At 69.7% G+C, this 20,035-nt stretch carries 16 protein-coding genes; 7 read left to right on the top strand and 9 right to left on the bottom strand.

Annotated elements, in window-relative coordinates; genetic code table 11:
• Positions 1-42: 42 nt before the first annotated feature.
• The 6 genes from leuS to ITJ66_RS09865 all read right to left on the bottom strand — a co-directional run bounded on the left by leuS (position 43) and on the right by ITJ66_RS09865 (position 9,887).
• Positions 43-2,604 carry a leucine--tRNA ligase gene (gene leuS, locus ITJ66_RS09890; RefSeq protein ID WP_085510711.1) on the bottom strand — a complete coding sequence of 854 codons (2,562 nt, stop codon included), beginning with the start codon at positions 2,602-2,604 and terminating at the stop codon, positions 43-45.
• 116 nt (positions 2,605-2,720) lie between these two features.
• A complete protein-coding gene (locus ITJ66_RS09885) occupies positions 2,721-4,073 on the bottom strand; it encodes an anthranilate synthase component I family protein (RefSeq protein WP_194644482.1) in 1,353 nt (450 codons plus the stop codon).
• A complete protein-coding gene (gene cydC, locus ITJ66_RS09880) occupies positions 4,073-5,743 on the bottom strand; it encodes a thiol reductant ABC exporter subunit CydC (protein WP_194644481.1) in 1,671 nt (556 codons plus the stop codon). The genes ITJ66_RS09885 and cydC overlap by 1 nt, the downstream gene beginning before the upstream one ends.
• Entirely contained in the window at positions 5,736-7,442 is a 1,707-nt protein-coding gene (cydD, locus tag ITJ66_RS09875) for a thiol reductant ABC exporter subunit CydD (protein ID WP_191940935.1), read from the bottom strand. Before cydD ends, cydC begins: the two co-directional genes overlap by 8 nt.
• 9 nt (positions 7,443-7,451) lie before the next feature.
• Positions 7,452-8,456: a cytochrome d ubiquinol oxidase subunit II gene (gene cydB, locus ITJ66_RS09870; RefSeq protein WP_194644480.1), complete on the bottom strand. Its 1,005-nt coding sequence runs from the start codon at positions 8,454-8,456 to the stop codon at positions 7,452-7,454.
• 9 nt (positions 8,457-8,465) lie between these two features.
• Entirely contained in the window at positions 8,466-9,887 is a 1,422-nt protein-coding gene (locus tag ITJ66_RS09865; protein WP_079003899.1) for a cytochrome ubiquinol oxidase subunit I, read from the bottom strand.
• A gap of 201 nt (positions 9,888-10,088) precedes the next feature.
• Here ITJ66_RS09865 and ITJ66_RS09860 point away from each other — a divergent pair, with 201 nt between their 5' ends.
• From ITJ66_RS09860 to ITJ66_RS09850, 3 genes are all read left to right on the top strand, one after another.
• Positions 10,089-10,769, top strand: a complete 681-nt coding sequence (locus ITJ66_RS09860) for a DedA family protein (protein ID WP_137241811.1) — start codon at positions 10,089-10,091, stop codon at positions 10,767-10,769.
• Positions 10,770-10,902: 133 nt separating this feature from the next.
• On the top strand, positions 10,903-11,868 hold the full coding sequence (locus tag ITJ66_RS09855; protein WP_079706285.1) for an App1 family protein: 966 nt from the start codon (positions 10,903-10,905) through the stop codon (positions 11,866-11,868).
• 8 nt (positions 11,869-11,876) lie between these two features.
• Positions 11,877-12,917, top strand: coding sequence for an aromatic acid exporter family protein (locus ITJ66_RS09850; protein ID WP_137241812.1), 1,041 nt, complete (start codon positions 11,877-11,879; stop codon positions 12,915-12,917).
• Between the two features lie 62 nt (positions 12,918-12,979).
• Here ITJ66_RS09850 and ITJ66_RS09845 read toward each other — a convergent pair whose 3' ends face one another.
• Both ITJ66_RS09845 and ITJ66_RS09840 read right to left on the bottom strand, forming a co-directional pair.
• A complete protein-coding gene (locus ITJ66_RS09845; protein WP_079705738.1) occupies positions 12,980-13,534 on the bottom strand; it encodes a YceI family protein in 555 nt (184 codons plus the stop codon).
• Positions 13,535-13,639: 105 nt separating this feature from the next.
• Positions 13,640-14,812: a glycoside hydrolase family 3 N-terminal domain-containing protein gene (locus tag ITJ66_RS09840; RefSeq protein ID WP_370582606.1), complete on the bottom strand. Its 1,173-nt coding sequence runs from the start codon at positions 14,810-14,812 to the stop codon at positions 13,640-13,642.
• A gap of 116 nt (positions 14,813-14,928) precedes the next feature.
• Between ITJ66_RS09840 and ITJ66_RS09835 the strand changes: the two genes are divergently transcribed.
• On the top strand, positions 14,929-16,098 hold the full coding sequence (locus tag ITJ66_RS09835) for a hypothetical protein (protein WP_194644479.1): 1,170 nt from the start codon (positions 14,929-14,931) through the stop codon (positions 16,096-16,098).
• Positions 16,099-16,106: 8 nt separating this feature from the next.
• On the opposite strand, the gene ITJ66_RS09830 is transcribed toward ITJ66_RS09835, so the two are convergent.
• A complete protein-coding gene (locus ITJ66_RS09830; RefSeq protein ID WP_194644815.1) occupies positions 16,107-16,964 on the bottom strand; it encodes a UbiA family prenyltransferase in 858 nt (285 codons plus the stop codon).
• A 55-nt stretch (positions 16,965-17,019) separates the two neighbouring features.
• Between ITJ66_RS09830 and ITJ66_RS09825 the strand changes: the two genes are divergently transcribed.
• Genes ITJ66_RS09825 through ITJ66_RS09815 form a run of 3 tightly spaced genes read left to right on the top strand, consistent with a single transcriptional unit; the run spans position 17,020 to position 20,017 of the window.
• The gene (locus ITJ66_RS09825) at positions 17,020-18,147 is read left to right on the top strand and encodes a type III polyketide synthase (RefSeq protein WP_194644478.1); all 1,128 of its coding nucleotides are present in this window, start codon (positions 17,020-17,022) and stop codon (positions 18,145-18,147) included.
• On the top strand, positions 18,147-18,863 hold the full coding sequence (locus ITJ66_RS09820; protein WP_194644477.1) for a methyltransferase domain-containing protein: 717 nt from the start codon (positions 18,147-18,149) through the stop codon (positions 18,861-18,863). The genes ITJ66_RS09825 and ITJ66_RS09820 overlap by 1 nt, the downstream gene beginning before the upstream one ends.
• On the top strand, positions 18,860-20,017 hold the full coding sequence (locus ITJ66_RS09815) for an NAD(P)/FAD-dependent oxidoreductase (protein WP_194644476.1): 1,158 nt from the start codon (positions 18,860-18,862) through the stop codon (positions 20,015-20,017). The genes ITJ66_RS09820 and ITJ66_RS09815 overlap by 4 nt, the downstream gene beginning before the upstream one ends.
• Positions 20,018-20,035 lie beyond the last annotated feature (18 nt).

Raw genomic sequence — 20,035 nt, 5'->3', positions numbered from 1 at the left:
GAGCGTGTTCGGGACGGGCCGCAGGGCCCGCCCCGAACCGCATCAACCCTTCGTGGCGATGCTCACCACGCGCGGGGCACGCACCACGACGTTGACGATCTCGCGGTCGCCCACGGAACGCTGCACCGCCGCACTCGCGCGCGCGAGCTGCTCGAGCTCCTCGCCGGAGATCTTCGGCGACACCTCGAGCCGGTCGCGGACCTTGCCGTCGACCTGCACCACCGCGGTCACCTGGTCCTCGACCAACAGCGACCGGTCGGCCTTCCGCCACGGCACCAGCGAGATCGACGGCTGGTAGCCGAGCTTGGCCCACATGTCCTCGGCGGTGAACGGCGCGAAGAGGTCGAGCGCCATGGCCGTCACCTCGGCGGACTCGCGCACGGCGGGGTCGCCCGCGCCGGGCCCGGCGTCGATCGCCTTCCGCGTCGCGTTGACGAGCTCCATGAGCCGTGCCACGACGACGTTGAACTTGCCCGCCTCGATGAGGCCGGGAGCCTCCGCGAGGAAGTGGTGCGTGACCTTCCGCAGCTTCTCGTCGCCGTCCTTCCAGGCGACGTCGGGCGAGCTCGTGACGTCGTGCGCGACCCGCCAGGCGCGTGCCAGGAACTTGGCCGACCCGGCCGGCGAGACGTCCGCCCAGTCGATGTCGTCCTCCGGAGGACCGGCGAACGCCATCGTGACGCGCAGGGCGTCGGCGCCGTACGACCGCAGCTCCTGGGCGAACTCCACCAGGTTGCCCTTGCTCTTGCTCATCTTCGAACCGTCGAGGATGACCATGCCCTGGTTGAGGAGCGCGCTGAAGGGCTCGGTGAAGCCGACCTTGCCGAGGTCGAACAGGACCTTCGTGATGAACCGCGAGTAGAGCAGGTGCAGGATCGCGTGCTCGACACCACCGACGTACTGGTCGACCGGGGCCCACTTGTCGGCCTCCTTCGGGTCGAACGCGATCTCGTCGGAGGTCGGGTTCAGGAACCGGAGGAAGTACCACGAGCTGTCGACGAAGGTGTCCATCGTGTCGGAGTCGCGCTTCGCAGGCTTCCCGCACGACGGGCAGTCCACGTTGATCCAGTCCTCAGCCGCCGCGAGCGGGCTCATGCCCTTCGGACGCAGGTCGAGACCCGCGGCATCCGGCAGCCGCACGGGGAGCTGGTCCTCGGGGACCGGCACCTCGCCACAGGCGTCGCAGTGGATGATCGGGATCGGCGTGCCCCAGTAGCGCTGTCGCGAGATGAGCCAGTCGCGGAGGCGGTAGTTCTTCGTCTTCGCGCCGAGGCCGCTCGATGCCAGCGCCGCCGTGACCTTCGGGATCGCGTTCGCCTTGCTCAGGCCGTCGAAGGGGCCGGAGTTCGTCAGGCGACCGTCGCCCGTCAGCGCGACACCCGTCTTGGCTGGATCGATCGACGGGAGGTCCTCCGGCAGCTCACCGTCGACGATGATCGGGATGGCACCGGTGACGGGCTGGGTGGTGTCCACCACGACGCGCACCGGGAGGTCGAACGCCCGCGCGAAGTCGAGGTCACGCTGGTCGTGCGCGGGAACCGCCATGATCGCCCCGTGACCGTAGTCGGCCAGGACGTAGTCGGCCGCCCAGATCGGCAGGCGCTCGCCACTCAGCGGGTTGATCGCGTAGCGCTCGAGGAACACGCCGGTCTTCTGTCGGTCGGTCGCGAGCCGCGCGATCTCGCTCTCGCCCTTGACGCTGTCGAGGTAGGCCTGGAAGCGTCCCTTGACCTCGTCGGAGGTGTCGGCGACGAGCTCGGCTGCGAGCTCCGAGTCGGGCGCCACGACCATGAACGTCACGCCGTACAGCGTGTCGGGTCGGGTCGTGTACACGGAGACCGGCTCGGCACGACCCTCGATGGAGAACGAGACGTCCGCGCCGTTGGATCGGCCGATCCAGTTCCGCTGCATGCTGAGGACCTTGGCCGGCCAGGTGCCCTCGAGCTGGTTGAGGTCGTCGATCAGGCGGTCCGCGTAGTCGGTGATGCGGAAGTACCACTGGGTGAGCTTCTTCTTCGTCACCTCGGCGCCGCAGCGCTCGCAGTGTCCGTCGACGACCTGCTCGTTCGCGAGCACGGTCTGGTCGTTCGGGCACCAGTTGACGGGGCTCGCCTTGCGGTACGCGAGGCCCTTCTCGAACAGCTGGAGGAACAGCCACTGGTTCCACCGGTAGTACTCGGGGTCGCTCGTGTGGAGCTCGCGGTCCCAGTCGAACGAGGGGCCGTACTGACGGAAGCTGGCCTTCTGCTGCGCGATGTTCGCGTAGGTCCACTCGCGCGGGTCGACACCGCGCTGGATGGCCGCGTTCTCGGCGGGGAGCCCGAACGAGTCCCAGCCGATCGGGTGCAGGACGTTGAAGCCCTGGTGACGCCAGTACCGCGCGACGATGTCGCCGAAACCGAACGCCTCGGCGTGACCCATGTGCAGGTCGCCCGAGGGGTACGGGAACATGTCGAGCACGTACTTGCGCGGACGTTTGTCGGCAGGGTCGCCTGCCGCGAAGGGCTTCAGCTCGTCCCAGACGGGAAGCCACTTCTCCTGGATCGCCTGGAAGTCGTACCGCTCGCCGTCTCGGCGGTCGTCGGTGTTGCGCTCGTCTGACACGTCACTCTCAATCACTGCAGGTGCTGGGGGTGGAATCCCGTGGGTTGCTCGCACGGCGCTCGGCCGCAGGATGGACGGGCTGGAGCGCACGACGGCGCTCCGTCCAACGGTCAAGCCTACCGGGATTCGGCAGGCGGACGTCCGACGCCGAGTGCCGCCAGCGGGGCCGCCGCCTTGGTCCACGTCTCCTCGAGCTCCTCCCGGGCGTCGGACAGCGCCGTGATGCCGCCACCCGTGCCGATCGACGCACCCTGCGGATCGATCACGATCGAGCGGATGACCATGGCGAGGTCCATCGATCCGTCCGCGGACAGCAGGCCGAAGGCACCGGCGTACACCCCGCGCGGGCCCGCTTCGAGGTCGTACAGCAGTTCCATCGCCCGGCGTTTCGGGGCCCCGGTCATCGATCCGGCCGGGAATGCGACCTCGACGACGTCGAGCGCGTCCAGCCCTGCGCGCAACCGTCCTTCGACGGTGCTGACGAGTTGGTGCACCTGCGGGTAGCTCTCGACGTGATGGAGCGCCGTGACCGCGACGGAACCCAGCTCGCAGACTCTGGAGAGGTCGTTCCGCATCAGATCGACGATCATGAGGTTCTCCGCGCGCTCCTTGGGACTCGCGAGCAGATCGGCGCGCTGACGGGCGTCCCCCTCGGGAGCGGCACCTCTCGGCCGGGTCCCCTTGATCGGCTTCGTCCGGACGCGGCCGTCGGCCGAGACCTCGAGGAACTGCTCCGGTGACGCGCTCGCGAGACTGATCGAACCGAACCGGAGGAAGCCGCCGTGGTGCGTGGGGCTCGTCCTGCGCAGCCGCAGATAGGTCGCCAGCGGGTCGTGGACCCCGTCGACGCGCAGGTGGTTCGTCAAACACAGCTGGTAGGCGTCCCCACGGGTGATGTGCTCCTGGCACCGCTCGACGAGCCGCACGTATGCGACATCGCTGTGACGGGGCGCGCAGACCCCGCCGGCCGCCTCGGCCACGGGAGGAGGCTCGGTCGCCGTACTCAACCGCTCGACGGTCGTCGCGATCCAGTCGGGATCGTCCGACGAGATCGTCACCGTCCGCGCCGCATGGTCGAACCGCACCTGGTCGTCGAGGCGCAGGAAGAGCGCGTCCGGGGAGGCGGCCGCGTGTGCCGGAACCCCGACGAGACCGGCCCCCGACTCGTAGCCGAACCACCCGACCCAATCGCCCGGGTCGTCGTCGGCACGCACGGTACGGAGGGCGTCGAGCATCGTCGTCTGGTCAACCGAGGCGGCCACCGGGCTGACGCGCTTCACCGTGCCGAGCCGGACGTCCGCCACGAGGCGTTCGGTCCCGCGCCCGATGAGACTGACGCCGGTCCGGGCGCCCTGGCCCGAATCCAACCAGGCAGCCCAGGGCTCGTCAGCGAACACGCGTCGGTAGACGTCCTCCGGCTCGGACCAGGCCGGGAGGAGGACCTGCCGGCGCGCTCCGGTGGATCGCATCAGCCGACGGCCGCGATCGGCGGCGCGACGATCCGAAGGCGACCGGTCACGAGGTCGTCGGGAACCGGCGTGTGCGAGATCACGATGACCGCACGACCCTCGGATCCCGCGACACCGAGCAGGTCCTCGAGCAGGGCGGTCGCGCGCTCGGGATCGACGTTGGCGGTCGGCTCGTCGAGCACGAGCACGGGGAACTCGCGGAGGAGCGCACGGGCGAGGGCGATGCGTTGCGCCTGCCCCCCGGAGACGAGCGCGCCGTGCTCCCCCACCGGGCGGTCGAGCCCGCCGCGCTCGGCGAGCCAGGACGAGAGCCCGACCCGCTCCAGCACGGCCTCGAGCTCAGCGTCGTCGGCCGTGTCCCTGGCGAAGAGGAGGTTCTGGCGGATGTCGGCGTCGAAGAGGAACGGACGCTGCTCGACGAGCCCGACCGACTCGCGCAATGTATCCGGGCGGAGGTCGCGTGCCTCGACACCGCCGACGCGGTACCCACCCTCGTACTCGAGGAAGCGGACGAGGGCGTGCGCCAGGGTGGTCTTCCCGGCTCCGCTGTCACCTTCGACAAGCAGCCGGTCGCCGGCCGACAGCCGGAAGCTGATCGGTGCGAGCGCCGCCGCCGTGCTCCCGGGCCACCGTGCGCTGAGGTTCTCCGCCTCGAGCATGACGCCGTCGAAGGTCGGCGTGAGGATGCTGCCGGTGTCCTCGTCCGGGATCTCGCGTGGGCGCTCGCTCGGGACCGCGTCCGCCACGCGCTCGGCGCTCGCGACCGCTTCCCGCCAGGCCCCGAAAGCCAGGGGCACCATCGCGCAGACCTCGAACACGGCGAGCGGGACGAGGACGATCACGGTGAGCGCGGGGCCGCCGATCGTTCCCAACGCCGGCATGCCTGCCCAGAGCGCCGCGACGACGGACGCCCCGGAAGCCAGGGAGAGGACGGCGCCGGCAACCCCGGCGCCCGCGGCCCGCCGCACCATCGCGCGCGTGAGTGCCGCGTCGGCATGTTCGATCCGTGCCCGCGCGGCGTCGACCGCGCCGTAGGCGGTCAGCACGTCGAGACCGGTCACGAGTTCGAGCAGGGCTTCCGACAGCGCACCGCGCAGCGGCGCGAGTTCGCGTTCGGCGCGCGCCGCCACCCGGCTCACGAGCAACCACGAGACGAGGAAGGCCGCGACGAGGCAGACCGCGAGCGCGATCCCGGCGGCCGGGAGCAGCGCGGTCGTGAGGATGACGGAGGCTCCGGCGACGACACCCGAGACCACCAGTGGTTGGACGACCCGCAACGGCACGTTCTGCAGCTCGTCCACATCGATCACCAGGCGGGTGAGGAGGTCGCCCCGTCCGGTGAGCTGCAGTCCATCGGGAGCCACCGGGATGACGCGTTCGATCATGCCGGCGCGCAGCTGCGCCAGTTGACGGAATGCGGCGTCGTGGCTGAGCAGGCGTTCGAGGTACCGGAAGGACGCCCGGGCCAGCGCGAATGCGCGCACCCCGACGACGGCGACACCCAGCTCGACGATCGAGGGCTGCTCGGCGGCCTTCGTGATGAGGAACGCGCTCGAAGCGAGGAGGGCGACGGCGGCCCCAGCGGAGAGGATCCCGGCGAGGAGACCAGGGACGAAGCGGCGAGCCGGCGGCTGCGCCAGTCGGATGATCTGTCGGACGCGCTCATCCATGGAGCATCACCTCGTCGTCCTGGACGTGTTCCGACCGCACGCGGATCTCGAGCACGGCATCCGCGTGTTCGACGATCGACGGTCGGTGGGTGATGACGATGACGGCCGCCCCGGCCCGAGCGGCGCCGCGCGCGGCGTCGATGACGAGCTCCTCGGACGCGGCGTCGAGCGCCGAACTCGGCTCGTCGAGCAGCAGCACCGGCGTTCCAGCATCGACTGGGGTGCGCCGCAGTCGGTACAGGGCCCTCGCGATCGCGATCCGTTGCGCCTGTCCACCGCTCACGCCGTCGCCGACCGCGCCGATGGGGTGCCCGAGCGGCAGCGCGGACAGCCCGAGTGCCGACAACGCCTCGACGATGAGCGCCTCGTCAGGGGCGTCGTCGCCCAGCGCGACGTTGCTGCCGACCGTCCCCGCGATGAGGACCGGACGCTGCGGGGCCCACGACAGCCAGCGTCGTCCGCCGGGCGCGGGCGGCACGCGTCCGCCGTCGTGCAGGATCGATCCGGTGGCGTTCACGAATCCGAGGATCGCCGACGCCATGCTCGTCTTCCCGGCTCCGCTGGCGCCGACGACAGCCGTCACCACGCCGGCCGGGAACGTCGCATCGAGGTCGTCCAGTACCCGCAGCTCGTCGTACTGCACGCCGAGACCGTCGAGTACCAGGCCAGACGTCCGGCGAGCGGAGTCGCCGACCGTTGCCGAATCGCCGACCTGATCAGGAGCCGACGGCGATTCGCGCACGGCCTTCGCTTCGTCGAGGATCTCGAAGACCTCGTCGGCGGCGGTGACGCCCTCGGCAGCCGCGTGGTAGTTCGCACCGACGTTCCGCAGTGGCAGGAAGGCCTCCGGGGCCAGGATCAGGACGAAGAGCCCCGTTCCGAGGAGGAGCGAGCCGTCGAGAAGCCGCAGGCCGATGCCGACCGCGACCACGGCGACCGCGAGACTCGACAGCAGCTCGAGGGCGAAGCCGCTCACGAACGAGAACCGCAGGACCTTCATGGTCTCGACGCGGTACTCCTCGGTGACGGTTCGGATCCGCTGCACCTGCCGGTGCTGCCGTCCGAACAGCTTGAGGGTCGCCATGCCCGCGACGAGCTCCAGGAACCCGCGCGACAGGTGGGCCAGGGTCTCCCACTGGCGCCGCTGCACCGCCTGGGTCGCGAATCCGATGAGGATCATGAAGACCGGGATGAGCGGGAGCGTCACGATCACCGTGATGCCGCTGAGCGGGTCCTGGATGAAGATCACCGCCGCGATGATCGGCATGGCGATCGCCGTGAGGATGAGCTGCGGGACATAGCGACCGAAATACGCGTCCAGGGCGTCGAGCCCGCGGCCCGCCACGGTCGTCAGTGCGGCGGAGCTCCGACGCGAGACCCACCCCGGCCCGAGCGTCTCGAACGCGCCCGCGAGGGCCCGCCGCAACTGACTGCGGACGATCGCGGAGCCACGGGCGTTCACCGAGTCGGATGCCAGGACGGTCCCGGCACGCAGCACCACGATGCCGATCAGCAGCCAGAGCGACGGCAGGAGCTCCTCGACCGGATCCCCCGCGATCGACCGGGACACGAGCTGGGCCACGAACCAGGCGAACCCGAGCGTGCAGGCGGTCTGGACGAGCGCGATGACCGCGCCGAGTCCGAGGACCGACCGGGCTCCGCGGGCATAGCGGAGCAGTCGCGGATCGAGGGGGCGCACGATGACAGGTTAGTGCGCGGCGGCTTCGATGTGCTTCCGCGTGATGCGCTTGCGGAACACCCAGTACGTCCATCCCTGGTAGGCGAGGATCAGCGGCAGGAAGATCAGGGCGGTCCACGACATCACCGTGAGGGTGTACTCCGTCGAGGAGGCGTTCGCGATCGTCAGGCTGTTCGCCGGGTCGTTGCTCGCCGGCATCACCGCTGGGAAGAGCGCGGTGAACAGGGTGAGCACGGCCGCGGCGACGGTCACGGCCATGAGCGCGAACGCACGGCCTTCCAGCCCTCGGCTGTTCGCGAACCAGGCGCTGATGAGCGCGACCGCGGCGATGGCCGCGAGGATCAGCACCGGGAGCGAGAAGTGCGCGAGGACGGTCCACCCGAGGAACGACGCGGCGAGGAGGATGGCGACGAGCCCGGCTCGGCTCGCGAGGCGGCGGGCGCGCTCGCGGATGTCGCCCTCGGTCTTCAGCGAGGCGAACACGGCTCCGTGGGCGAAGAAGAGCACGAGCGTCGTGAGACCCCCGAGGATGCCGTACGGGTTGAGCAGGGTGAAGAGCGTGCCGGTGAAGTTGTGGTCGGCATCGAGCGGGACGCCCTGGACGATGTTCGCGAAGGCGACGCCCCAGAGGAAGGCCGGCAGGGCTGAGCCGACGATGATCATGAGGTCGAAGCGCCGCTTCCAGGAGGCTTCCGGCCGCTGGTGCCGGTACTCGAACGACACCCCTCTGATGATGAGCGCGAGCAGGATGAACAGCAGCGGGAGGTAGAAGCCGCTGAACAAGGTCGCGTACCACTCGGGGAACGCGGCGAAGAGGCTCGCCCCGGCGACGATCAGCCAGGTCTCGTTGAGGTCCCAGACCGGCCCGATGGTGTTGATGAGCATCCGGCGGTCGGTCTCGTCCTTCCCGAGGAAGGGGATCGTCATGCCGACGCCGAAGTCGAAACCGTCGAGGACGAAGTAGCCGACGAACAGTGCGGCGATGATCCAGAACCAGAGAATCGTGAGGTCCATGATGCGCTCCTAGTAGACCGTGGTCGCGGGGGCGGCGGGCTTCTGCACGCCGTCCTCGTCGGGTTCGGACAGCTCGATCGGGTCGGGCCCGGCCTTGATCGTCTTCTTCAGGAGTCCGAACTCGACGACGAGCAGCGACCCGTAGACGACGGTGAAGGCGATCAACGAGATCAGGACGTCGAGCCCAGTGGTGTTCGGCGAGACCGCGTCCTCCGTCTTCAACAGGCTGAAGACGATCCACGGCTGGCGGCCCATCTCGGTGAAGACCCAGCCCATGGTCATGGCGAGGAACGGCATCGGGACGGCCCAGACCGCGACGCGCCACATCCAGCGCTTCGGCTCGCGGCCCTTGCGGGTGAACCAGAGACCGGCGGCCGCGACGAGCATCGAGGCGAGGCCGAGACCGATCATCCAGCGGAACGCCCAGTAGGTGACCCAGATGACGGGCGAGTAGTCGCCCGGACCGTAGAGCTGGGTGTACTGCGCCTGCAGGTCGTTGATGCCCTCCACCGTGCCGTCGAAGGTGTGGGTCGAGAGGAACGACAGGAGGTACGGGATACGGATCGAGAAGAGCTCGTGGACGCCGTCGGGCGTGCCGAGGGTGAAGATCGAGAAGGAGGCGTCGGCACCGCTCGCCGTGTTGTACATCGCCTCCGCAGCCGCCATCTTCATCGGCTGGGTCTCGACCATGGCCAGGCTGAGCTGATCGCCGGCGAGCATGGTGGCACCACCCGCGAGAAGCATGCTCCACGCACCGACCTTGAGCGCCGGGCGCATCGCCTCGACGTGCTGGCCCCGGGCGAGGTGCCAGGCGGCGGCGGTGATGATGACGGCTGCGGAGACCATGAAGCACGCGAAGATCGTGTGCGGGAAGGCGGCCAGGGCGACCTTGTTGGTCAGCAGCTCCCAGATGTTCGTGAGCTCGGCGCGGCCGCGCTCCTCGTTGATCCGGAAGGCGACCGGGTTCTGCATGAAGGCGTTCGCCGCGATGATGAAGTAGGCCGACAGCACGGTGCCGAGCGCCACGATCCAGATGGTGGCGAGGTGGAGCTTCGGTGACAGCTTGTCCCAGCCGAAGATCCAGAGCCCGATGAACGTCGCCTCGAGGAAGAACGCGAGCAGGCCCTCGAGTGCCAGCGGTGCGCCGAAGACGTCGCCGACGAACCTGGAGTAGGTGGACCAGTTCATGCCGAACTGGAACTCCTGGACGATGCCCGTCACGACGCCCATGGCGAAGTTGATGAGGAAGATCTTCCCGAAGAATCGGGTGAGCTGCAGGTAGTGCAGCTTGCCGGTCCGGACCCACGCGGTCTGGAACCCGGCGACCGTCACCGCCATGCCGATGGTGAGCGGCACGAAGATGAAGTGGTAGACGGTGGTGAGGCCGAACTGCCATCGGGACAGCAGTAGCGGGTCGAGAAGGTCGTTCACGATGAACACTCCATTTTTCGCGGCATCCAGGGAAGGCGGCGCAGGTGCGGCCCGATCGGGGTGGTCATCCCCGTGGCTTCGATCCATGTCGTCGAGATCAATCGTACAGGACTTCACGCCTGTGGTCAGACCACACATCCAAGGGTGTCCTAACAGGGGTTTCCGAGCCGCTCACACATCCACGGCAGTAGGCTCTGAGCCGTGAACGACGTGCTCGGCTGGCTGCTCGACCTGGTGCAGAGCGTCGACCCCGTGACGCGCACGATCCTCGCCGGCGTCGGCATCATGCTCGAGACCTCGGTCCTCGTCGGCCTCGTCGTCCCGGGCGACACGGTCGTCATCGTCGCGAGCACCGCCGTCGTCGGACCCGTCCAGTGGATCTCGATGATCCTCGTCGTCATCACCGGCGCGCTCATCGGCGAGTCGGTCGGCTTCGCGCTCGGCCGCTGGTTCGGCCCGCGCATCCGTGCCAGCAGACTCGGCCGACGGATCGGCGAGCGGCACTGGGCCCGTGCCGAGCGCTACCTCGACCGGCGGGGTGGCATCGCCGTCTTCATCTCGCGGTTCCTCCCGGTCCTGCACTCGCTGATCCCTCTCACGGTCGGGATGAGCACGATGAGCTACCGACGCTTCATCTCCTGGACGCTGCCCGCCTGCGTCATCTGGTCCTCGGCCTACGTCTCCGTCGGCGCACTGGCTGCGGGCAGCTATCGCGAGCTGTCGGACCGCCTCCATTGGGCGGGCTACGTGTTCGTCGGCATCATCGTCGTCTTCGCCGTCGTGGTCCTCGTCGTGAAGCGACTCCTCCAGCGGAGCGAGGAGCGACACATGCTGGCCCAGGAGGACGCGACACCACCCGACGACGGCTCGACGCCCCAGTAGCAGACGACCCTCATCGCCGCGAGACGGCGGGCCGGACGCACCGGCATGACAGACTGAACGGGTGAAGGCATCCGACGATCGTCCAACGGCCTCCTCCGACGCCGCCGAGCAGATCCGGCACTTCGCCGCACGGATGGAGGACGCCGTCCAGTTGCGCCGCCAGCGTCGTGCGAGGCGGCACGGACGCGAGGCGGCGGTCATCCCCTTCACCGGCTACGGATCGACGTCCTGGATCCGTGTCCTGGCCAGGGTCGTACTGGCGGAACCGGGCAAGACCACCGTCCAACCGCAGCAGAAGGTGCGCGGCTGGAAGAGCTTCTTCGCGCTGAGCATCGCCGACCCGACGGTCGAGGTGGAGGTCGACGGGCAGCGTCACACGGTCACGGGCGACCGAGGTGGCGTGGTCGACGCGGTGGTCCAGGTATCGCTCACCCCCGGCTGGCACACCCTCAGACTGAGCTCGGAGGGCAGCGACCCGGTCGAAGCGCCGGTCTTCATCGTCGCCGACGACATCGAGTTCGGCATCGTGTCCGACATCGACGACACGGTGATGGTGACGGCGCTCCCCCGCCCGCTCGTCGCGGCCTGGAACACCTTCGTCCTCGACGAGCACGCCAGGACACCGGTGCCCGGCATGGCGGTGTTCCTCGAGCGCACGGCCCGCGAGCACCCGGGCTCCCCGATCATCTACCTCTCCACCGGCGCCTGGAACGTCGCGCCGACGCTGACCCGGTTCCTCTCGCGCAACCTCTACCCCGCCGGCGCCCTCCTCCTCACCGACTGGGGCCCGACGCACGACCGGTTCTTCCGCAGCGGTCGCGAGCACAAGCGCAACAACCTCGACCGGTTCGCCGAGGACTTCCCGCGTCTGCGGTGGCTGCTCGTCGGCGACGACGGACAGCACGACGAAGCCCTCTACCGGAGCTTCGAGGAACGCCACCCCGACCGCGTCGCCGCCGTGGCGATCCGTCAGCTCTCCCCCGGTGAGGCGGTCCTCGCCGGTGGGCGCTCGAAGGTCGGCGCCCAGCACGAGGGTGCCCCCTGGGTCTACGCGGGGAACGGCGCAGAACTGCTCGACCAGCTCCACGACAAGCTCTGACGGCACCGATGTCCGTCGTCCCCGTCCTGCGCACCAGATCGCGGCTGCCCCTGCTCCAGGTGCTGAAGACGGCGCTGGCCGCCGTCGCGTCCTGGATCGTCGCGATCACGATCATCCCGGGCCAGCTCCCGGTCTTCGCCGCCATCGCGGCGATCCTCGTGGTGCAGCCGAGCGTCAACCAGTCGTTCGGGAAGGCGCTCGAGCGCAGCCTCGGGGTGATCACCGGCGTCATCCTCGCGACGGCCATCGGGATCGTCTTCGGACACTCCGCCTGGATCGTGCTCCTGGCGATCGTCATCTCCATCCTGCTCGGATGGGTCCTGCGCCTCGGGCCCGGATCCGCCAACCAGATCCCGATCAGCGCGATGCTGGTGCTGTCGATCGGCGCTGCGACCCCGGACTACGCGGTCGCGCGGATCGTCGAGACCGTGCTCGGTGCGGGCATCGGACTCCTCGTCAACGTCGTCCTCGTCGCACCGGTGCTCCTCGCTCCCGCGAAGGCGGCGGTGACCACCCTCGCGCTCGCATGCGCCGACACCCTGGACCATCTCGCCACGTCACTCACGCGTGCGAACTCGGATGCGGAGCTGGTGACGCTGCTCCAGGAGGCTCGGGCGCTGAAGCCCCTGCGGGACCAGGCGATCGCCGCGGTGAAGGAAGGCGATGACAGCCTGCTGCTCAACCCTCGTCGATCGAGGCACCGTGACGAGCTCGACCGGCAGCGCCTGCTGCTGCGTCGACTGGAGCCGGTGGTCACGAGGACGCTGGGCATGGCGCGTTCGGTGCACGACCACGACGACCCGACCCTGCACGAGGAGCCGACGGTGGCGGACATCGCCGTCGAGCTGACGCGGGCGGCCCACGATCTCAGGCTGCTGGTGAACGATCGTGCCGCGTCCGACGAGCCGCCGACCGAGACCGCGGAGATCCCGGCGCTGACCGCTCCCCTCGTGATCGCCCGCCCGCACCCCCAGCACTGGATCCTCATCGGATCGCTCATGGAGGACCTCCGTCGCGTGCGCGACGAGATCGTCGGCGAACCGACCTGAGTCGGCCGGATACACGAAGGGCCGGTGGAGCGATGCTCCACCGGCCCTTCGACGTCCTGGGACTACGCCTGGTGCGCGGCCTGCAGTTCGATGGTGATCGTGACGTCGTTGCCGAGCAGCACGCCGCCGGTCTCGAGCGCCGCGTTGTAGGTGAGGCCGAAGTCCTCGCGGTTGATCTTGGTGGTCGCCGTGGCGCCGAACTTGTAGTTGCCGTAGGGGTCGGTCGCGAAGCCACCGAACTCGACGGTGAAGGTGACGGGCTTGGTCACGCCCTTGATCGTGAGGTCGCCGTCCACGAGGAAGTCGTCGCCCTTGGCGCGGGCGCCGGTCGAGACGAAGTCGATCGTCGGGTAGGTCTCGGCGTCGAAGAAGTCGCCGGTGCGGAGGTGACCGTCGCGGTCGGCCTGGTTCGTGTTGATCGATGCGACCTCGGCGGACGCGGTGATCTTCGTCTCGAGGGGGTTCTCCGGCGTGACGAACGTCGCGTTGAAGCGCTCGAACTTGCCCTTGACCTTCGAGACCATGATGTGGCGGATGCTGAAGCCGACCTCGCTGTGCGTGGCGTCGACCTCCCAGGTGCCAACCTTGTAGCCGGGAATCGTCAGGGTGTCGGTCATGCGGTACTCCTTGCGTCGATGTGCGGCGCGCTCGCGCCACGTTCTATTCAAACGCACGGACCTGGGAGCTATTCCCGCATCCCCGAGAAATTCTCCTCACCGACATCAGCGCGACATCGGCCGGAGCGACGGCAGGCCGAGCCGGACGCGCAGCAGTCGGTGCGCCGCATCGGCGACCGTCGACTCCGGAATCCTCCCGGACCTGACCGCGGCGGCGATGTCGGCCACGAGCACGGCCGGGTCGACACCGGTCGACGACGGGTCGGCCCCGAGGACGTAGAGCAGCATCGTGCTGCCGGCGGCCACGGCGCGGATCGCGTTCTCCGAGGGGTTCTGGTACTCCGGCAGACCCGTGTGCTGCAGCATGAGCATGTCGTCGGTGATCGTGACACCGGTGAAGCCGAGGTCGTTCCGGAGGCGCTCGTGCCAGGCCGCCGACAGCGTCGCCGGTGCGGCGTCCACCGCCGAGTAGACCAGATGGCCGAACATCACGACCTCGGCCCCGGCCTCGATACCGGCGATGAACGGCAGGGCGTCGGTGGCAGCCCAGTCCGCGGCACCGATGGCGGTCGTCGGGACCGTCGAGTGGGAGTCCCCCGGGGCCTGTCCATGGCCGGGGAAATGCTTGAGCGTGCTCAGCACCGCACCCCGCTCACCACGGACGGCCGCGGCCACCCGCTCCGCCGAGGCGTCCGGCGTCGTCCCGAGGGCACGGTCGTAGATGAAGGAGCTCGGATCGGCGGTCTCGTCCGCGACGATGCCGAAGTTCACGGTGCAGCCGGCACCGGCGAGCATCACAGCGCGTTGGCGGAACGCCTCCTCGCTCGCAGCTGGCGGCTGCGACTTCAGGGTGTCGGCAGCGGCGAAGACGTCCTCGTCGATGCGCCGGACATCGCCGCCCTCCTGGTCGATGCCGATGAGCAGCGGCATGGTCGGGTCGGGGCTGAGGGCGCTCGTCACAACGGGCAGCCCAGCGAGGCCCGGCACGTTGTCGCCCATGATGATGAACCCGCCCGGCTGATACCGCTCGACGAACGCCCGGAGCGTGCCCGGGTCGGTGCCTGGAGCGTGGAGCATCAGCATGGATGCGATCCGCTGCTCGAGGGTCATCGCTGCGAGTTCGGCGGCCGCGCGCTGGTCGGCGACAGCCGGAGTCGTACTCGTGGGACGGCTCGACGGCCTCGAGGATCCGGGCTCCGTGCACCCGGACAGGCCGAGGACGGCACCCGCCGCCATCGAGGCGCCGACTGCGAGAAACCCTCGTCGTCCCAGCTGCACCGGCCCACTCTAGGCTCGGATCTTCCACGCAGGCTGGGCGTCGCTCCCGGTGTGGCAGGAGTGACGAATGTGACATCGACGGCTACACTTGCGTGGGTGACCGCCAGGATGGACGCATGCGCAAGCCGCTGACAGCCCTCTCGCCCCGCTCGAGGGGCTTCTCGCGAGCCACCGCCCTCGGCGCCGCGCTCGTCATCGCGGTGTCGGTCGCAAGCCCGGCGGCCGCCGTGACCCCCACCTCGTTCCGGACCGCCGACTACCCGAGCTGGGACGACGTCCAGGCGGCCAAGGCGAACGAATCGACTGCCCAGGCCGAAGCCGACCGGATCGTGTCCCTCCTCGACGGACTGCGCGACGAATCCGCCCGGCTCGGCGACGAAGCCGTCCGCCAGGGTGCGGCGGCCGGTGAGGCCAAGGCGGCGTTCGACGCGCAGGCCGCAGTCGCCGACACGATCAGTGCGCAGGCGACCGCCGCAGCGTCGGCAGCGGCATCGAGCAAGCGTCAGGCCGGAGCGGTCATCGCCCAGATGACGCGCACCGGCGGCGTGGATCCCACGCTCTCCCTCGTCCTCTCCGGTGCGGCCGACGACGACCTCCTCTCGAAGCTCAGCGCGATCAGCAAGCTGAGCGAGACCTCGGCTCAAGACCTCGCGTCCGCTACCGCCGCGAGCAACACGGCGACCGCGCTCGCCGAGCAGGCGACGGCGGCCGAAACCGAACGTCAGCGACTCTCGGAGGCGGCGGACTCCAGCTACGAGACGGCGCAGTCCGCGAGCGACGCCGCCGATGCGGCGGTCGCCGAGCAGCAGGCCAACCGCGACCGGCTGTACCAGCAGCTCGCCGTCCTCAAGAACACCACCGCGGCGGTGGAACAGGCCTACGCGCAGAGCCAGGAGGCGATCGCCGCAGAAGAGCAGCGACGCAACGAGGCCACCGGTGGCGAGGGATCCACGAGCGCCCCGCCGCCGGACCTCGCAGCCGACCCGGCCGGCGCGAAGGCGTACGCGCAGTCCGCGATCGGCGCCTACGGCTGGGGCAGCGGAGAATTCCAGTGCCTGCTGCAGCTCTGGACCCGGGAGTCGAGCTGGCGCGTCAACGCCTACAACGAGTCCAGCGGCGCCTACGGCATCCCGCAGTCCCTGCCCGGGAGCAAGATGGCCAGCTCCGGCGACGACTGGCGCACCAATGCGGCGACGCAGATCAACTGGGGCCTGAACTACATCGACAGCCGGTACGGCTCCCCCTGCGGCGCATGGGCGCACTCGGAAGCGACCAACTGGTACTGACGCCCGTCTCAACCGACCTGGGCTGCGCCGAGATTCGTCCCGGCCACTGCCAGCACCACGGTGACGAGCAGGGCAGCCCCGATGATGAGCCGGAACAGCAGACGGTCCGGCGTTCGGGTTCCGACGAGCACGAGCCCCCACACGACGAGCGCGAGGACACCGACGGCGCCCAGCACCCCGACGATCGGCGGTGCGATGGGCCTGCCGACGAAGATCCCGCTCTGTCCGAGGACGGCGACCACGCCGGAGACGCCGAGGGCGACGAAGGCCGTCCGACCGGCGGTCCGCGCGCCGAGCCGGTGCGGCAGACCGCGGACGCCGGTCCGCAGGTCGTCCTCGAGATCGGGCAGGGCGTTCGTGAAGTGGATCGCCACACCGAACAGACCACCGACGGCGAGCGTCCACGCGGCCGGCACGATCGGCGGGACGGCAGCGAAGGTGACCACCGCGGGCAGTGCGCCGAACCCCACGATGAACGGGACCACCGACCAGGCCGTCGCCTTGAGACCCAGGTTGTAGGCCCATCCGCAGACGAGGAACAGCAGGTGCGAGGCCGCCGACGCCCAGCCGAGTGATGCCGAGAGCGGAATGCTCGCCGCACCGGCCAGCAGCGCCGCCGCCCGGACTGCCGAGACGCTGAGGTCGCCGCGCGCGACCGGCTTGTCCTGTCGTCCCGAGCGACGATCGCGTCTGGCGTCGAGCCAGTCGTTGGACCAGCCGATCGAGAGTTGTCCGACGAACACCACCACGGCGAGCAGGGCCGTCCGGAGGGGTGGCAGGCCGACGGCCGATCCGAGCACGACGGCGAGCACGGTCACCGCGACGGTCGGCCCGGGATGCGAGGACGCGAACAGACGGCGGGCCATGGAGAACACCGCCTCAGCTTAGGGTGACACCCGGGTGACGGCGCTACACTGCAGCATGACCGTCTCCGTGAGGGCGATCGGCGTGGCCGTTCCTCAGACCATCCTTCATCAAGACGAGATCAGGGATGTGTTCCGCGACCAACCCGGGCGGAGCCGTCTCGCCCAACGTCTCATCGGCGCCGCGTTCGACGCGTCCGCGATCGACACCAGGCACACCGTCATCGACGCCTTCGACCACGAGGTCGAGACGACCACGGCCGCCTTCTACGACGCGGAGCAGCGGCAGGTGCTCTCCCCGCCCACCGGCGTGCGGAACGACGCCTACATCGAGCACGCTCCCCCGCTGCTCCTGGAGGCCGCGCGGCAGGCACTCGATGCAGCCCCCGGTCTGTCGGCAGCGGACGTCACCCACGTCGTGACCGCCTCCTGCACCGGGTTCTTCGCGCCCGGGCCGGAGTACCTCCTCGTGCGCGACCTTGGTCTCGATCCCGGTACGGAGCGCTACCACCTCGGGTTCCAGGGGTGTTTCGCCGCGTTCCCCGCCCTTCGCGCAGCACAGGCGTTCTGCACAGCCGACCCCGACGCCGTCGTCCTCGTGGTCTGCATCGAGCTCTGCTCCATCCACCTCCGTTCCTCCGACGACCCCGACGTGATCCTCGGTTCCTCGGTGTTCGCCGACGGCGCCGCGGCTGCCGTCGTGACCGGTCGGGACACTGGTTCCTCCGCGCCCGTGCTCGAGTTCGACGGCTGGTCCACCGCGCTCGTGCCGGACGGCGAGACGGAGATGGCCTGGACGATCGGCGATCACGGGTTCGAGATGGTCCTGAGTGGCGCGGTGCCCAAGCTGATCGGCGAGCACCTCGAGATCGCCCTCCGCCCACTCCTCGCCGCTGCCGACGACGCCCCGGTCTCATCGATCGACCGCTGGGCGATCCATCCCGGTGGCCGGAGCATCCTCGACCGGGTCCAGCGCGGATTCGGGCTCGACGACGAACTGCTGGCTCCGTCACGCACGGTGCTCCGCGAGTACGGCAACATGTCGAGCGCGACCGTGCTCTTCATCCTCCAGCGCCTGCTCGACGGCGCGCCGGCCGACGCCGATGAACGGGTGTGCGCCCTCGCCTTCGGTCCGGGACTGACGATCGAGAGCGCGCTGCTCCGGCTCCGGGCCGGCCGAGCCTGATGCTGCCCGACCTCGGCCGCCGTGCGACGGATCTCCTCGAACTGATGGACGATCCCGACTGCGATCCCGCGCTGCTGGACGCCACCTACGCCAGGTTCGCGACGGTGAACCGGCTCGTCTCAGGCTGGCGTGGTCTGTACCGGTCGCGCATCCGTCCACTCCTCCACCCGTCCCGGACCACGACGATCCTCGACATCGGCTTCGGTGGTGGCGATGTCGCCGTGGCCATCGCCGACTGGGCGAGGGCCGACCACCTCCCCGTGCAGGTGGTGGGGATCGATCCCGACGAGCGGTCCGTGGCCTTCGCCCGTCGCCGGTACCCCGATGGCCCCGTCGCCTTCCGCCCGGCGCACAGCAGCGACCTCGTCGCCGCCGGTGAGGAGGCCGACATCGTCCTGTCCAACCACGTGCTCCACCACCTCGATCACGCGGGCCTGTCGAGCCTGCTCGCCGACAGCTCACGGATCGCCAGACGACTCGTCCTGCACAGTGACCTCGAGCGCAACCGACTCGCGTACGCGGTCTACGGTCTCGCCACCCGTGCAGGGCGAAGGCGTTCCTTCCTCCACATCGACGGGCTCCGCTCGATCCGTCGCAGCTATCGCCAGGAGGAGCTGCGGCGCGTCGTGCCGAACGACTGGATCGTCGAGCGAAGCTTCCCCATGCGACTCCTGCTCTCGCAGACCGTCCCGTCGGCAGCGGACGGCCCTCGGTGACCGAGGTGCTCGTCATCGGTGGCGGACCGGTCGGCCTCGTGTCGGCGATCCTCCTCGCTCAGGCCGGCGTCGACGTGACCGTCTGGGAACGACGGTCGGACGCCCCCTCCGGCACCCGGGCGATCGGGATCCACCCGCCGTCGCTCGACCTGTTCGAGGAGCTCGGCGTCCTCGACGAGATCCGCCGCGACGCCGTCCGGATCGACCAGGGCGAAGCCTGGAACGCCGGCCGACGCCTCGGGGCGGTCGTGTTCCGTGATCGGCCCGTACCGCACCCCTACGTCGCCGCGCTCGAGCAATGGCGGACCGAACGGATCCTCCGTGCTCGACTCGAAGCCGTCGCGCCGGGATCGCTCCGGACGGGGACGAGCTGTACGCGGTTGACTCCGGCCGAGGAGAGCGTCCTCGTGTCCGGCGAAGACGCCGACGGAACGGTGAGCATCCGCGCCGCCGTCGTGGTCGTCGCAGCAGGAGGACGCGCCACCGTCGCCGGGATGCAGGCTCCGGGCCCCGTGCACCGATATCGGGACCGGTACCTCATGGGCGACGTCGCGGATCGGAGTGGGGCAGGTTCCATCGCCAGGGTGCACCTGCACCACCGAGGGGTCGTCGAGTCCTTCCCGCTCCCCCATGGCATGCGACGATACGTCGTGCACACCGGGTACTCGGACGATCAGGACGCGGCCCGCCCGGAACCCACCGCGTCCGACCTCGCGTCCCTCGTCGCCGACCGCACCGGCGACGAGGTGGATCCGGCGACGAACACCATGCTCAGCGCCTTCGGCGTGCTTCGTCGACGACGGAAGCGCGTCGTCGACGGTCGGGTCGTCTACCTGGGCGACGCCGCCCACGAGATCAGCCCGATCGGCGGGCAGGGCATGAACCTGGGCTGGTCCGACGCACGGGTCTTCGCGCCACTGATCGCCCACATGACCACCGGACATCTCTCGACACAGCACGACGTGGCCGCGGCCGTCTCCCGCCAACAGCGCGCGATCCGTCGGGCCTCACGGCAGGCGGAGCTCAACATGCGCTTGGGGCGTCCGTTGCCGGGCCCGCTCGTCGGGATCCGGGACCTCACGCTGCGAACAGCGCTCAACGGCCCCGCGATGCCCATCCTCGCCGACGCCTACACGATGCGCTGGCTGCGCTGACGCAGTCCGAGGTCGCGC

It is taken from the genome of Plantibacter sp. VKM Ac-2885, assembly GCF_015351205.1.
In the GTDB taxonomy this organism is placed as follows: domain Bacteria; phylum Actinomycetota; class Actinomycetes; order Actinomycetales; family Microbacteriaceae; genus Plantibacter; species Plantibacter auratus.
This window is presented reverse-complemented; position numbering and strand designations above follow the sequence as displayed.

Coding starts and splice junctions, on each gene's coding strand:
- ITJ66_RS09885 (WP_194644482.1), bottom strand. CDS start 4,073: ATGCGATCCACCGGAGCGCGCCGGCAGGTCCTCCTCCCGGCCTGGTCC.
- cydC (WP_194644481.1), bottom strand. CDS start 5,743: ATGGATGAGCGCGTCCGACAGATCATCCGACTGGCGCAGCCGCCGGCT.
- cydB (WP_194644480.1), bottom strand. CDS start 8,456: ATGGACCTCACGATTCTCTGGTTCTGGATCATCGCCGCACTGTTCGTC.
- ITJ66_RS09855 (WP_079706285.1), top strand. CDS start 10,903: ATGGAGGACGCCGTCCAGTTGCGCCGCCAGCGTCGTGCGAGGCGGCAC.
- ITJ66_RS09850 (WP_137241812.1), top strand. CDS start 11,877: ATGTCCGTCGTCCCCGTCCTGCGCACCAGATCGCGGCTGCCCCTGCTC.
- ITJ66_RS09845 (WP_079705738.1), bottom strand. CDS start 13,534: ATGACCGACACCCTGACGATTCCCGGCTACAAGGTTGGCACCTGGGAG.
- ITJ66_RS09835 (WP_194644479.1), top strand. CDS start 14,929: ATGCGCAAGCCGCTGACAGCCCTCTCGCCCCGCTCGAGGGGCTTCTCG.
- ITJ66_RS09830 (WP_194644815.1), bottom strand. CDS start 16,964: ATGGCCCGCCGTCTGTTCGCGTCCTCGCATCCCGGGCCGACCGTCGCG.
- ITJ66_RS09825 (WP_194644478.1), top strand. CDS start 17,020: ATGACCGTCTCCGTGAGGGCGATCGGCGTGGCCGTTCCTCAGACCATC.
- ITJ66_RS09820 (WP_194644477.1), top strand. CDS start 18,147: ATGCTGCCCGACCTCGGCCGCCGTGCGACGGATCTCCTCGAACTGATG.